This window comes from Acinetobacter sp. GSS19, assembly GCF_028621895.1.
Classification (GTDB): domain Bacteria; phylum Pseudomonadota; class Gammaproteobacteria; order Pseudomonadales; family Moraxellaceae; genus Acinetobacter.
Genome location: NZ_CP117520.1, coordinates 1,546,925 through 1,560,201, shown reverse-complemented (window position 1 = coordinate 1,560,201; position 13,277 = coordinate 1,546,925). Strand labels below are relative to the sequence as shown.

Below are 13,277 nucleotides of genomic sequence, written 5' to 3'. Positions count from 1 at the left end.
AAATGTTAAGCTAATTGCCAATTTATCTGCTTATAGCTTCTGAATACCGACTTATGTTGCATTATCAAATTGAGTTCGATGATTACCGTCAACATTTAATCCACGTTACAGCGCGTTTTTTGGCAAATCCCAACCAGGTGCTCTGGTTGCCGAGCTGGATTCCCGGCAGCTACCTGATCCGTGAATTTGCCAAACATATTGAAGCCGTCAAAGCCTACGACGAAGCGGGCCGCCAACTGAAAATCAGCAAGTTCGAAAAAAACAAATGGCGTCTGTTTAACACCGATCACGAACTGATCACCGTGGAATATGATGTGTATGCCTATGATCTGTCAGTACGCGGTGCCTATGTCGATCAGAACCGTTTATACGTCAATCCGGCCTGTGCCTGTCTGGGGCTGGAAGGCCAAGAGCTGGCACCGATTGAGCTGGAAATTTTCCTGCCGGATGAGCTCAAGCATTTTCAATTGGCCACCGGTTTGACTGCGAAAAGTCTGGTACGTGGTCGTTACACACTGAAAGCACAAAACTATGCGGAACTGATTGATGCGCCTTTTGAGCTGGCAGAGCAAACCCGTTTCAGCTTTGAAGCACAGGGCATTTCACATGAGTTTGTGGTGTCTGGCCAGCACGCCATGAATGCCGCGCGCATGAAGCAGGACATTGAAAAAATCTGTGCCACTGAAATCGCGATGTTCGGTTCCGCACCCTTTGCAGACTATACCTTTATGACCATAGCGACGGGCAACAGTTATGGTGGTCTGGAGCATCCGAACAGTACCAGTCTGATTACCCCACGTGAAGACTTGCCGAAAGCCGATGAACCTGCGGAACCTTCAGAAGACTATCAACGTTTCTTGGGATTGTGCAGCCACGAATATTTCCACTCTTGGTTGGTAAAATTTATCCGTCCGGAAAATTTCGTCAATTACGACCTGAATAAGGAAGGCTATACCTCACTGCTGTGGATTTTTGAGGGTTTCACGTCTTATTACGATGATCTGATCTTGCTACGTAGTGGCGTGGTTTCACAAGATTCTTATCTGAAATTGCTAAAAACCCAGATTGACCGTTATCTGCAGAATCCAGGGCGTTTCATTCAAACAGTCGCTGAATCCAGTTTTGATGCCTGGGTGAAATTCTACCGCCAGGATGAAAACTCCAACAATGCTGGCACCAGCTATTACAACAAAGGCTGTCTGGTGGCCTTGTGTCTGGATTTAGGGCTGCGGTTACGTGGTTCGAGTCTGGATGCCGTGATGCGTAAATTGTATGAAAATGCACAACAGGGCATTCAGGTGCATGAGCGCAGCATTTTTGAAATCTGTGAACAGCTTACCGGTCAAAAATGGGTGGAGCAGATCAATCACCTGATCAATACCACCGATGAATTGCCATTGGATCAGTTATTGCCTGAGTTTGGTCTCAGTTACGCGCTGAAAAATGACAAGTCTTTGCCATTTGGTTTGAAACTGGTAGATAAACCTGAAGGCGTAATGGTTCAGCAAGCACGCCGTGATGGTGCAGCAGCACAAGCCGGCCTTTCTGCCAATGATGTGATTATCGCGATTGATGGTTTGAAAGCTTCAGAAAAACTCCTGGCCAAATACGCCAAACAGCAGGGGACTTTTACAGTGTTTGCTTTCCGCCGTGATGAATTGATGCAGTTTGAAGTGCAGGGTGGGGAAACTGGGTTAACCACGGTTGAGCTAAAAGTTGAAGATCAGGCAAAACTGGAGACTTGGTTAAAGGCTTAATTTATTACCAGATTAAAGTGAAAAAACCGATGTTAAAGACATCGGTTTTTTGTTATAAACAGAAAAAAGTTAGTAAAGTATGAAAGTATACAAATATAGATATGGTACACAGCGTGATTTAAATTCTTTGAAAGATGATTATTTTTATGCTCCGCATCCATCCAGATTAAATGATCCCTTTGAAAATTTATTCTTAGAGGATCAGATTCATCACCAAATCGAATTATTAGAAAAAACATATGCTCAAGATGTTGCTAATTTAAAAGATTGTGTGAATAACCTTTGTAATAAGATCCGTGAAAAAGTTGGCATTTATTCATTGAGTAAAACAGCTATGCATGAGTTGCTTTGGGCCTATTATGCAGATTCTCATGCAGGTTTTTGTATTGAATATGATTTAGAAAAACTAATGGAGTGGACATCCTCTAGTATATCACTTGATGTTATGTATCAAGATGTTGCCCCAAAATTGGATTTAAAAAAACTTCTTAATAATGATAATAAGAGTTTTCAAAAATTACTTCAGTATACGTCAGGTACTAAATCAACAAGCTGGGCACACGAACAAGAAATTAGAATTGTTACGGATAATTATGGAAGAGTACAGTATGACTTTCGAGCAGTAAAAGCAATTTATTTCGGTTTGCGCATGCCTAAGACTATACAAGATTTGTCATCTCAAAATGAGGAACTTCCTGAGACTGCTGCAAAAGTATGTCAAGAACAAGTGATGGAAGAATTGCAAGGCAGAGGAATCAAGTATTACCAAATCGAACTTGAACCTAATAGTTATAGGTTTAACTGCATTGAGATTGAGGATTTATATAAGGACGGAACTAAATATAAAGACACTTTAAAATTCATCGATAAATCGTGTATTGATTATAATGGTTATGCTTGGGATGTTTCGTCAGATTATTTCGACAAAGTTGCCGAAATTATTAGACGAGATCCTTACTTCGATTATTTAAATTCTATAGCGATATCTACATATCAATCTGAAATAAGAAATGAGCCGATAATATTTGCAAGTTTTTATAAGAATAAGGAGGATATTATCCCAATTAAAATATATTTCAATTTAGATGAAATAGATAACGTGTATAGGAGATTGGGTTTAAATGAGAAAAGCCCACTTTCATGAGCTTTAAAAAAACAAAATAACGATTACTTAACAATCAAACGCGAAGTTCCACGAAACTCAGCAACAACCTGCTGTTTCTGATTGCTGATGGTAATGTCATAAATTCCACTACGGCCACTACTGGCTTTATGTTCAGCTTTCGCGGTTAAGGTATCGCCCAATAAGCCGGGTTTTAAATAATTAATACTGCAATGCTGGCCGACCGCCGGATGTTCACCACTATTACAGGCAATTGCAAAAGCCGCATCCGCTAGTGCAAAAATGACTGCGCCATGACAGGTTTGATGGCCCTGTAAATGCTGTTCAGTCACTTTCAGTTCAACTTGCGCCGTATTGTGTTGATGTGAAACCAGATGGGCTCCCAATTGCTGCATTAACATGTCCTGATTAAACATCTGGTTGACGGGCTGATCCATAGCAAAACTCCTTTTTAGATACGTTTTATTTTAAATTAATTATAATTTGAATCATAAATAGCATTATAGATCCGAAATGGCAAGATAAAAGAAAGCCCAGTTGCGGGCCTTCTGAGTTTAGACAAGATTAATTGCCCCGATAGGTTGAATAACCATAAGGGCTGAGCAGTAGTGGAATATGGTAGTGATTGACTGAACCATCCACGGTAAAAATGACCGGAACTTCTGGAAAGAAGGTCTTTTGCTGACGTTGTTGGAACCAGTCTCCGGTTTTAAAGGTCACTTTATACAGTCCTTTGACAAATGTTTTATTTTCTGGGAAAAGCCCGCTAATCCGGCCCTGTGCGTTGGTCGTGGCCTGCGCAATCTGTACCCATTTGCCTTGTTGCTGTTCTTCTAAGGTCACTTTTACCTCAGCTGAAGGCAAGCCATTTTCCAGGTTCAGCACATGCACACTCAATGGATTCTGCGCCAGCGTATAACTGGAAAGAAACAGACTAGCGGTTGCGAACAGTAATTTTTTCATGACGTATCCTTTTTAGCGTTGAGAGTTCTCAAGGGTTTTAAGCATTTGACCAACTGCATGTTGTGCACAGGCATGATCCTGTACCGAACCGCCTGCACCTGCGACACCTACGGCACCCAGCAGCTGGTTTTTATACAAAAGCGGGACGCCACCTCCAAGCAGCAGGAGTTCAGGCAGTGTATTCAGGTTGGTGGCATCCGGATTTTTCTGAGCAGAACGCATAAAATCCAAGGTGCTGGTTTTCGTGGAATAGGCAGTGAAAGCCTTGCGTTGTGCTGCAATCAGATTATGCGGGCCAACACTTTCGTGTCGCTGGCTCGCCAACACCTGCCCAGTCTGATCTAGAATTACTACCGCAGCAGGTTTACTTTTTTTAATGCAGGTTTGCATAACCTGCTGTGCCAATTGATTGGAAAGTTTTAAATCAAGAATATAGGCTGTAGCCGGCGTCGCCCAGACGGTTTGGGCTAACAGGCCACTAGAAAAGGCTAGGCTGAAAAGTAATTTCTTCATTATGCGTTGAGATAAACTAAAATGATGCGACTAGCTTAAATTCTCTCAAGCCTCGGCAAGATGATAATCAGATTACAGCTTTGTCATCTTTCTTCTGGTGATACAGGCTAGACTAGCGACATGCATATTTTAATTGTTGAAGATGAAGCCAAAATTGCCAGTTTTCTGGCCAAAGGCTTAACAGAGTCCGGTTATTTCTGTTCGCTTGCGCAAGATGGTGTGCACGCTTTGCTTTGCCTAAAAGAATACCATTTTGATCTGGTGATTCTGGATGTGATGTTGCCTGAGCTAGATGGCTGGCAGGTTCTTAGAACCCTGAGAACTTTTACTAAAGTGCCTGTACTGATGCTGACCGCAAAAGATCATGTGCTGGATCGGGTGAAAGGACTGGAGCTAGGGGCGGATGATTATCTGGTCAAACCGTTTTCGTATATTGAATTGTTGGCCCGGGTTAAAAGTCTTTTGCGCCGTAGTGGGCAGATGGAAAACGAAAGCTATCAGGTCGCAAATTTGTGTTTGCATCGTGTGCAACATACGGTGCATCGTGACCAAATCAAGATTGAGCTGACCCAGAAAGAATTTGCCTTGTTACAGTTGCTGATGCAGCATCGTGGTGAGGTGCTGACCCGAGCACAAATCGCTTCATCGGTCTGGAATATTAATTTTGATACCGACACCAATGTGGTGGATGTCGCCATTCGCCGTTTGCGTGGCAAAATAGATGACCATTTTCAGCCGAAACTGATTCATACCATTCGCGGTCTGGGCTATAAACTGGATGTATTGCCATGAAGTTTTGGCGAAATTTAAGTTTAATTGCACGGCTCAGCTGGATCTTTGGCCTGATTTGCTGTGTGGTGTTTGGCTGTATCGGTGTGTTGTCTTACCAGCAGATGCAGCGCATCGTGGCTGAACAGCAGGATCAGGCTTTAAAAGCACGACTGGAACGGATTGAGCTGTTTTTACAAGACCAGCAAAGCTTCCAGATCTTAATTGTGCATCCTGAACTGTATGAAAATATGTTGGGGCAGGAAGATAATCTGTTGATGCTGAGAAATGCACAGCAGACCCTGATCTCGATCAATCCCTTACAAATTCAATTACCACCTTTGCCTACAAGTCCAGAAATCATTTACCTGAATAATCAACCGCACAATGCTACGACCCGGCTGGCCTATAAAACCGTGTTATTCCAGCAACAGCCCTATCTGCTGTTGGCAGGTAAACAGCTGGATGAAGGCGATCAGATCCTGAATGCTTATTTGGGTCGGCTGGTACTATTGAGTCTGTTGGGTACTGTCTTGGCCACATTACTGGCACGCTGGGCAGGGCAATATTTGTTGCGCTCGCTGAATGCGCTGGTGCTACAAACGCAAATGATTCATCATCCCGAACGTGGTGAGCTGCTGGATATCGCCAGTTCGACATTGGAAGTGGAACAGTTACGTCTGGCCATGAACGAAATGCTGGTAAAAATTCAGGCCAGTTATGAACAGTTGGCGCGTTTTTCCGAAGATATTGCCCATGAATTGCGTACCCCCTTGAACAACCTGATGGGACAAACTCAGATTATGCTGATGCAGCCGCGGCAAACGCAGGAGCTGGAACAGCTGTTAGATTCGCATCTGGAAGAATATGAACGCCTCAAACACATGATTGATAACATGCTGTTTATTGCGCGTGCTGAACAGAGCACTGTGCCGCTAGAGCGGGTGCCGTTTCATGTCGCAAGCGTGGTTGCGGAGGTGGTGGAGTATTTTGCCTTTCTGGCTGAAGAGCGTCAGATGCAGATTGATGTCCAGATCACCCCGGATTTACAACTCAGCGCCCATCCCGATCTTTTCAAGCGAGCCTTATCCAACCTGTTGATGAATGCCATTGATTATGGCCCATGGGGCGGAAAAATCCTGCTGTGCGCACAGCAGAGTGAAACAGACATTCACGTTGAGGTGCTGACCGAAGGCATTACGATTCCGGAAAACCATCTCGCGCATCTCTTTGAACGTTTTTACCAGGTGGATCGTAGTCGGCACAGCAAAGCGCAGACGGGAGGCTTAGGGCTGGCGATTGTGGCTTCGATTATGCAGTTACATCACGGTCAGGCGACCGTGATGAACCAAGCACAAGGTGTGATATTTCGCTTAACATTTCCCAAGACGGTGTAAGCGAAAGGATTAGCGAGGACGACGGCCGCGACTTTTGGTGTTGGGACGGGTCGTACCGTTGGTCTTGCGACGCGGTTTTTCGCTTTCATCCATCTGCCAGATGCGCTTGGTGCCAGATGGTTTTTTCTTTTCACCTTCTTTGGTTTTCTTTTGATGCAGTGGTTTTCCACCAGTACCGCCCGGTTTTTTCACGTAAGAACGCGAGCGATAGGGCTGTTCTGCTGGCACATCTTTAAAGTCTGGGTAAAGTAGAGGTTCAATTTCTTTCTGCTCACCAGGTTGCAATCCCATTTGCACCAAATCGATGGAACCGATTTTGGTGCGGATCAGTCGTAAAGTCGGGAAGCCGACAGTAGCTGTCATGCGGCGCACTTGGCGGTTACGACCTTCACAAATCTGGATTTCCACCCAAGAGGTTGGCACGCTGGCACGGTAGCGTACAGGTGGATGACGTTCCCATAACCAGGTCGGCTCATCCACTTTGTGCGCGCGTGCAGGCAGGGTCATACCATCATTGAGTTCAATCCCTTTGCGCAACTGCTCAAGAGCTTCTTCGGTAATTTCACCTTCGACCTGAGCCAGATAGGTCTTGTATTTTTTGCTGGCCGGATTGGTAATAAACTGATTCAGTCCGCCGTGATCCGTTAAAAACATTAATCCTTCTGAATCCAAATCCAGACGACCGGCAATACGCAAGTCAGGATCGTGAATAAAATGCGAGAGCGTCAAATGCTTTTCATCTTCACGAAATTGCGACATGACGTCGAAGGGCTTGTTAAATAGAACGATTTTCATGAAAAATTGCAACTTTAGTCTGTAAAAAATAAGTAAATAGCGAGGATGGATTCATTGGAAAAATGATCATATTTTCCACAAAAATCACCTCAAGAATTCATTTGCTCTAAGATAAAACGCGTATACAAAAGATAAAAGTATATTCCTAAAAATAAGCCTACATTTATAATTTGCCAGCGCCATGAGGAGAACCTGCACAATGGGTTATCAGAAGATCGTAGTACCAGCGGACGGTGAAAAAATTACAGTAAACGCTGACTTATCCCTTAATGTACCCAACCATCCAATCATCCCGTTCATTGAAGGCGATGGGATTGGTGTTGATATTACACCAGCAATGAAGGCTGTTGTCGATGCAGCCGTGTTGAAAGCCTATGGTAGCAAACGTTCGATCGAATGGATGGAAGTATATTGCGGTGAAAAAGCAAATACCATCTATGGCAGCTATATGCCGGAAGAAACATTTGAGGCTCTGCGTGAATTTGTGGTTTCGATCAAGGGGCCTTTAACCACGCCAGTCGGTGGCGGGATCCGTTCTCTGAACGTGGCGTTGCGTCAAGAATTGGATCTTTATGTCTGTGTACGTCCGGTGCGCTGGTTTGAGGGCGTACCTTCACCGGTGCAGCATCCCGAATTGACCGACATGGTGATTTTCCGTGAAAACTCGGAAGATATCTATGCTGGGATTGAATGGAAAGCGGATTCTGAAGAAGCGAAAAAAGTCATCAAATTTTTAAAAGAAGAAATGGGTGTCACCAAGATCCGTTTTGAAGAGAACTGCGGCATTGGCATTAAGCCGGTCTCGAAAGAAGGCACGCAGCGTCTGGTGCGTAAAGCCATCCAGTTCGCAATCGACAATGACAAGCCTTCTGTAACCTTGGTGCACAAAGGCAACATCATGAAGTACACCGAAGGAGCCTTTAAAGAGTGGGGTTATGAAATCGCACTGGAACGTTTTGGTGGCGAGCTGCTTGATGGTGGTCCCTGGGTCAAGATTAAAAATCCTAAAACCGGCAAGGACATTATCATTAAAGATGTGATCGCAGATGCCTTTTTGCAGCAAATCCTGATGCGTCCGGCGGATTACTCAGTGATTGCCACACTGAACCTGAACGGTGACTATATTTCCGATGCACTCGCGGCTGAAGTTGGCGGGATCGGGATTGCACCCGGTGCCAATATTGGCGGGGCTATCGCCATGTATGAAGCCACGCACGGTACTGCACCAAAATATGCGGGGCAGGACAAGGTCAACCCGGGTTCGATCATCCTGTCTGCGGAAATGATGCTGCGTGACATGGGCTGGACCGAAGCAGCGGATTTGATCATCAAAGGGATATCGGGAGCGATTGCAGCAAAAACCGTGACCTATGACTTTGAACGTCTGATGCCAGATGCAACCTTGTTGCGTTGTTCCGAATTTGGCCAGGCGATTATCAACAATATGGAATAATGTTCCCATTGGTAATCCAGTCAAAACCCGCGTTGACCGTGGGTTTTGTCTTTGAGAGATCAGCGTGTGACTGCATTTTTGGCGCTGACAGGTTCACCAATCGTATAAAAATGTCCACCCGCGACATGATGCAGGCTGCGCCATTCCGGCGCGGCATCCTGAAAATGCCAGTGTCCATGATGGAACACCCGGTCATCCGCAAAAGCTGCCACCACACGACCCATAAACAGATCGTGGTTTTGCTGGTTGTGCGGTTCAGGAATCAGTTGACATAACAGCCAAGCCGAGCAATCCTGCACGACTGGAATGTGCTCGAAGCCTTCAAACTGGAATAAACGGACTCCACTCTGCTTGAGTTTGTCGGGAAGATCATACAAGCTGTGCGTTCCCAAATGGTACAGTATCTCCAGCTGTTTTAAGGTCGCTACTTGCAAGGCAAAGTAACCGGACTGTTCAATCAGGCTGCGGGTTTTGCAGCTTTTATCCAGTACCACGCTGACTTTGGCTGGAGAAAATTCGACGGCACAGGCCCAAGATGCTGCCATTACATCACGTTCATCCTGATACTGTGCAGACACAAGAACAGTCGGTCCGTGATTGATTAAACGATATGATTTTTCGAGTTCAACCGGCTGTAGATGGGCAAACATAACGATTCATTCTTCTGGAAAATGTCATGTTTTGTATTATAAAAGAAGCCCAATCCTGCTGCCTAGCATAGGCGAAAACCCGATGCTCCGTTGGGATAGAACGGCATGAACATGAAGAGAGAACAGTCATATGAAGATGTATCAGGTTGATGCGTTTACCCGCAATCTGTTTCAGGGCAATCCTGCCGCCGTGTTGATCACGCCAGAATGGCTGGACGAATCTTTGATGCAGAACATTGCGATGGAAAATAACCTTTCCGAAACGGCTTTTGTCAAAATCATTGATGCTGAAAACTATGCCATTCGCTGGTTCACACCGACCAATGAAGTCGATTTTTGTGGGCATGCCACTTTGGCCAGCAGTTTTGTACTGTTTCAAGACTATACCACTGTGTCTCAGATCCATTTTCATGTGGCTGACTTGGGCGTGTTTCATATTACGCAAGTGCAGGACGGCAAGATCCAGATGAATTTTCCGGTACGTATGCCGTATCGTGTGGAAGATTATCCCAAAGCCTTGACGCAAGCGCTGGGACTGGATCATCTCGTTGAAGTGTATACAAACAGTCAGGCCTTTATTGTGTTGTGTGAGGATGCCGAAACCGTAGAACAGCTACAGCCGGACATGCGCTTGATCGAACAGATTGGCCAAGACTATGCACGCAGTGTAGCTGTCACTGCACCTGGCCGGGCTGCTTATGACTGTGTCAGCCGTTATTTTGCTCCGCATCAGGGGATTCCTGAAGATCCGGTCACTGGCTCGTTGCATACCGGTATCGCTGCACTATGGGCGGAAAAGTTGCAGAAGCCGCGTATTCTGGCTTATCAGGCATCCAAACGTGGTGGTGAGTTGGAGTGTTGTTTACAGGCCGATGGACGTATCGAAATTTCTGGCTATGCCAAAATGTATATGCGCGCCGAGTTGCTGTTATAAAAACAGATCTTTTCTCCGCATCACCCGTGTGTGTGCTAGGCTGTATTTGCAAAACTCTACTATTTAAAAATAGCCTGATTTTTTATTATAAAACTCGATAACGGTTTGAAATCCTCAAAGAAAATTGGAACGATTATGTTGATGCGGTTCAAGCAACTTACCCTTGCTATGTGCGTGATGGCGGTCAGTGCCGTCTCAGGTGCAGAAGTCGTCTTGGTGAAAAGCCAGCAGAATATTGAAGAATACAAGCTGGACAACGGTTTCCGCGTTATTCTTGCGCCGAATGAAAAAGAAAATAAAGTGTTTATGAACACGGTGTACTTCACGGGTGCATTAAATGATCCAAAGGGCAAAGGCGGCTTGGCTCATTTGCTGGAACATCTGGCGTTTAAAGGCACGGTGAATGTCAAAGGGGATGAGTTTCAGCGCCGTCTGGATCAATATACCTTGATGACCAATGCCAGCACGGATTATTACTCGACCAAATACACCAACATTGTTCGCCCGGATGCGAAAGCGCTGAATGAGATCATCTATCTTGAGTCCGAGCGCATGGATAAGCTGGTACTGCAACAGAAGTTTGTGCCCAGTGAAATTGAGATCGTCAAACGCGAACGTGAAATCCGTTTGGATCAGCCTTTTGCTGTGCTGATTGATCAGATGTGGAAATCGGCCTATGGCAACCAGTCATTAGGACGGTTGCCGATTGGTGACCTGGCTGAATTGAAATCCATCAAGATGCCGGAACTGCAACGCTTCTATCGGACCTGGTATGCACCGAATAACGCGGTGATGGTGATTGCCGGTAAATTTGATAAGGCCCAGGTGCTGAAACAGATCGACCAGTACTTTAGTCCGATTCCTGCACGTCAGGTGCCTGCACAACCGAAAGTGGCACCGTTAGATGTCAGCCAGATCAAGCAGCGTCAGTTTGTGGTGAAAAAGGGCAGTGATCTGGCCAGATTCCACATTTATATGGATGGCCAGAATAAACAGTTACAGCCAATTCTGGCTTTAACGCCGTATTTGTATACCATGCAGCCGAGTGGGCATTTGTATCAGGGCATGGTGGAAAGCGGACTGAGCACTCAGGTACAGGCCACCACCTGGTCAGAAAAGGATTTTAATCTAGTTTTTCTCGGCGCAATTTATGCACCGAACCATGATGCTCAAAAGGTCGAGCAAGGCCTGACTCAGGGCGTGGAGCAGAATGCACCGTTTACTGAAACGGAATTGAAACGGGTGAAAAACCTGATTCAGAATGATCATGACAGTTTGCTCACCAATGCGGTGGCCGTGGGAAGCATGTTAAGTGATTATGTAGTGACGGAGGACGGCAACTGGTCGCAGTATTTTGCCGATCAGCAGCGCATCCAGCAGTTGAGTTTGCCTGAAGTGAACCAGCAGCTTGATGCATTCCTGAATGCCAAGCATCGCATCACCGGTGATATTCAACCGACTCCTGAAGCGCAAAAAAAGGCGGTGCAGCAAAAGGCCTTGCCAAGCAAAACATTGGCTAGCCAGCAAATGCCGTCACAAGCGTTAAAAGATCCGAATATCTATCGCCAGGAAGTGCAGCAGTTTGTGACGGCCTCTCATCAACTGCTAGACACGACTGAACAAAAAATCCAGCGCGGTCAACTGAAAAATGGCCTGCGTTATGCCTTGTTTCCAACTTCGACGCGTGACAATAAAACCTATGCCACGCTGACCGTTGATTTTGGCAATGCCCAATCCCTGTTTAAACAGGGTGAGGTGCTGGACTTGATGGCTTATTTGTTGCTACGCGGTACAGATCAGCATAGCTTGCAAGAAATTGCCGACCGTTCGATTGCGGCAGGCGGTGAAGCAACCGCTGAAGCCAGCGGGAATGGGGTGACTATTCGCATCCAGGCGAAAAAAGAGCAGTTCGCGGATTATTTCAATTTTGTGCTCGGGCTGATGAAGCAACCGAGCTTTGAGCAATCCCAGTTTGACCTGATCAAGGCACAAAGTCTGGCCAGCCTGAACCGTCCTTATACCGAACCGGAAACCGTGGCAGCACTGACCATGGCACGTCAACTGGAAATTTATCAGCCGGGAGATCTACGTTATCACTTTGAACCTGAATGGGCCAAACAGCAGCTGAATGAGTCTACTCAAGCCAAGGTCAAACAGCTTTATCAGCAGTTTTTTGCCATGAATCATGCACAAATCGCCATTACCGGCGAGTTTGATCCAGCCAGTATGCAAAAAACTTTGGAACAGCAGTTGGGACAATGGAATTCTCAGCAGGCTTTCAGCAAAGTGGTACCGCAATATCACCGTTATCCTGCCCAGCAGTTACATGTGCTGTCTGAACAGCGTGAGTTTGGCAATTATCAGAGTATGCTGAGTATGCCAGTCGGCATCTATCATGCGGATGCGCCGGCCTTGCTGGTACTGAGCCATATTTTAGGCAATTCACAACTATCTTCCCGTCTGGCACAAGAGCTGCGCGAGAAGAATGCACTGGTGTATGGTTTTGGCAGTCAGTTGGAACTGGATGCGCATCAGGATGTCGGAGCTTTGACCATTGAAGCCAACTACACCGCAGGCAAAGCGGCACAGGTGAGCCAGGCAGTGCATAGAGTCTTGAAAGATTTATTGGCCAGTGGTGTGACCGAGCAGGAATTGGAAGCCGCAAAAGCCGACATTATGAAACAGCGTGTCACCTCACTTGAAGATGAACGCTCGATTCACCGTATGCTCAACAGCCAGCTTGAGCTGGGTAAAACGCTGGCCCATCGTGCGGAGCGTGACCAGCAAATTGCCAAACTGACCAAGGCAGATCTGGATCGTGTCATCCAGAAATATCTGAAACCGGAACAGTTGGTCGAGGTAATGGCCGACCAGTATGGACAGCCTGCGCCAAAACAAAAGTCGTAAAAAAAGCCCCATCTGGG

12 protein-coding genes are annotated in these 13,277 nt (G+C 45.9%); 7 read left to right on the top strand and 5 right to left on the bottom strand.

Annotated elements, in window-relative coordinates; all coding sequences use genetic code 11:
• Positions 1–53 precede the first annotated feature (53 nt).
• Both PGW99_RS07500 and PGW99_RS07495 read left to right on the top strand, forming a co-directional pair.
• Positions 54–1,757, top strand: coding sequence for a M61 family metallopeptidase (locus PGW99_RS07500; protein WP_273777008.1), 1,704 nt, complete (start codon positions 54–56; stop codon positions 1,755–1,757).
• 79 nt (positions 1,758–1,836) lie between these two features.
• A complete protein-coding gene (locus PGW99_RS07495) occupies positions 1,837–2,901 on the top strand; it encodes a DUF2971 domain-containing protein (RefSeq protein ID WP_273777006.1) in 1,065 nt (354 codons plus the stop codon).
• A 23-nt stretch (positions 2,902–2,924) separates the two neighbouring features.
• Here the strand turns inward: PGW99_RS07495 and paaI are convergent, their stop codons facing one another.
• The 3 genes from paaI to PGW99_RS07480 all read right to left on the bottom strand — a co-directional run bounded on the left by paaI (position 2,925) and on the right by PGW99_RS07480 (position 4,356).
• The gene (gene paaI / locus PGW99_RS07490; protein WP_273777005.1) at positions 2,925–3,317 is read right to left on the bottom strand and encodes a hydroxyphenylacetyl-CoA thioesterase PaaI; all 393 of its coding nucleotides are present in this window, start codon (positions 3,315–3,317) and stop codon (positions 2,925–2,927) included.
• Positions 3,318–3,444: 127 nt separating this feature from the next.
• Entirely contained in the window at positions 3,445–3,843 is a 399-nt protein-coding gene (uraH, locus tag PGW99_RS07485) for a hydroxyisourate hydrolase (RefSeq protein WP_273777003.1), read from the bottom strand.
• A 12-nt stretch (positions 3,844–3,855) separates the two neighbouring features.
• Positions 3,856–4,356 carry a heme-binding protein gene (locus PGW99_RS07480; RefSeq protein WP_273777002.1) on the bottom strand — a complete coding sequence of 167 codons (501 nt, stop codon included), beginning with the start codon at positions 4,354–4,356 and terminating at the stop codon, positions 3,856–3,858.
• 120 nt (positions 4,357–4,476) lie between these two features.
• On the opposite strand from PGW99_RS07480, the gene PGW99_RS07475 reads away from it, so the two are divergent.
• Together PGW99_RS07475 and PGW99_RS07470 are read left to right on the top strand one after the other, a co-directional pair.
• Positions 4,477–5,148, top strand: a complete 672-nt coding sequence (locus PGW99_RS07475; protein ID WP_273777001.1) for a heavy metal response regulator transcription factor — start codon at positions 4,477–4,479, stop codon at positions 5,146–5,148.
• A complete protein-coding gene (locus tag PGW99_RS07470) occupies positions 5,145–6,521 on the top strand; it encodes a heavy metal sensor histidine kinase (protein WP_273776999.1) in 1,377 nt (458 codons plus the stop codon). Before PGW99_RS07475 ends, PGW99_RS07470 begins: the two co-directional genes overlap by 4 nt.
• A gap of 9 nt (positions 6,522–6,530) precedes the next feature.
• Here PGW99_RS07470 and PGW99_RS07465 read toward each other — a convergent pair whose 3' ends face one another.
• Positions 6,531–7,316 (bottom strand): pseudouridine synthase, encoded by a 786-nt coding sequence (locus PGW99_RS07465; protein ID WP_273776998.1) that lies wholly within the window; start codon positions 7,314–7,316, stop codon positions 6,531–6,533.
• 199 nt (positions 7,317–7,515) lie between these two features.
• On the opposite strand from PGW99_RS07465, the gene icd reads away from it, so the two are divergent.
• On the top strand, positions 7,516–8,769 hold the full coding sequence (gene icd / locus PGW99_RS07460; RefSeq protein WP_273776996.1) for an NADP-dependent isocitrate dehydrogenase: 1,254 nt from the start codon (positions 7,516–7,518) through the stop codon (positions 8,767–8,769).
• 59 nt (positions 8,770–8,828) lie between these two features.
• Here the strand turns inward: icd and PGW99_RS07455 are convergent, their stop codons facing one another.
• Positions 8,829–9,419 carry a flavin reductase family protein gene (locus PGW99_RS07455; RefSeq protein WP_273776994.1) on the bottom strand — a complete coding sequence of 197 codons (591 nt, stop codon included), beginning with the start codon at positions 9,417–9,419 and terminating at the stop codon, positions 8,829–8,831.
• A 130-nt stretch (positions 9,420–9,549) separates the two neighbouring features.
• Here PGW99_RS07455 and PGW99_RS07450 point away from each other — a divergent pair, with 130 nt between their 5' ends.
• Both PGW99_RS07450 and PGW99_RS07445 read left to right on the top strand, forming a co-directional pair.
• On the top strand, positions 9,550–10,353 hold the full coding sequence (locus PGW99_RS07450) for a PhzF family phenazine biosynthesis protein (RefSeq protein WP_273776993.1): 804 nt from the start codon (positions 9,550–9,552) through the stop codon (positions 10,351–10,353).
• 135 nt (positions 10,354–10,488) lie between these two features.
• Positions 10,489–13,260, top strand: coding sequence for a M16 family metallopeptidase (locus tag PGW99_RS07445; protein WP_273776991.1), 2,772 nt, complete (start codon positions 10,489–10,491; stop codon positions 13,258–13,260).
• Positions 13,261–13,277 lie beyond the last annotated feature (17 nt).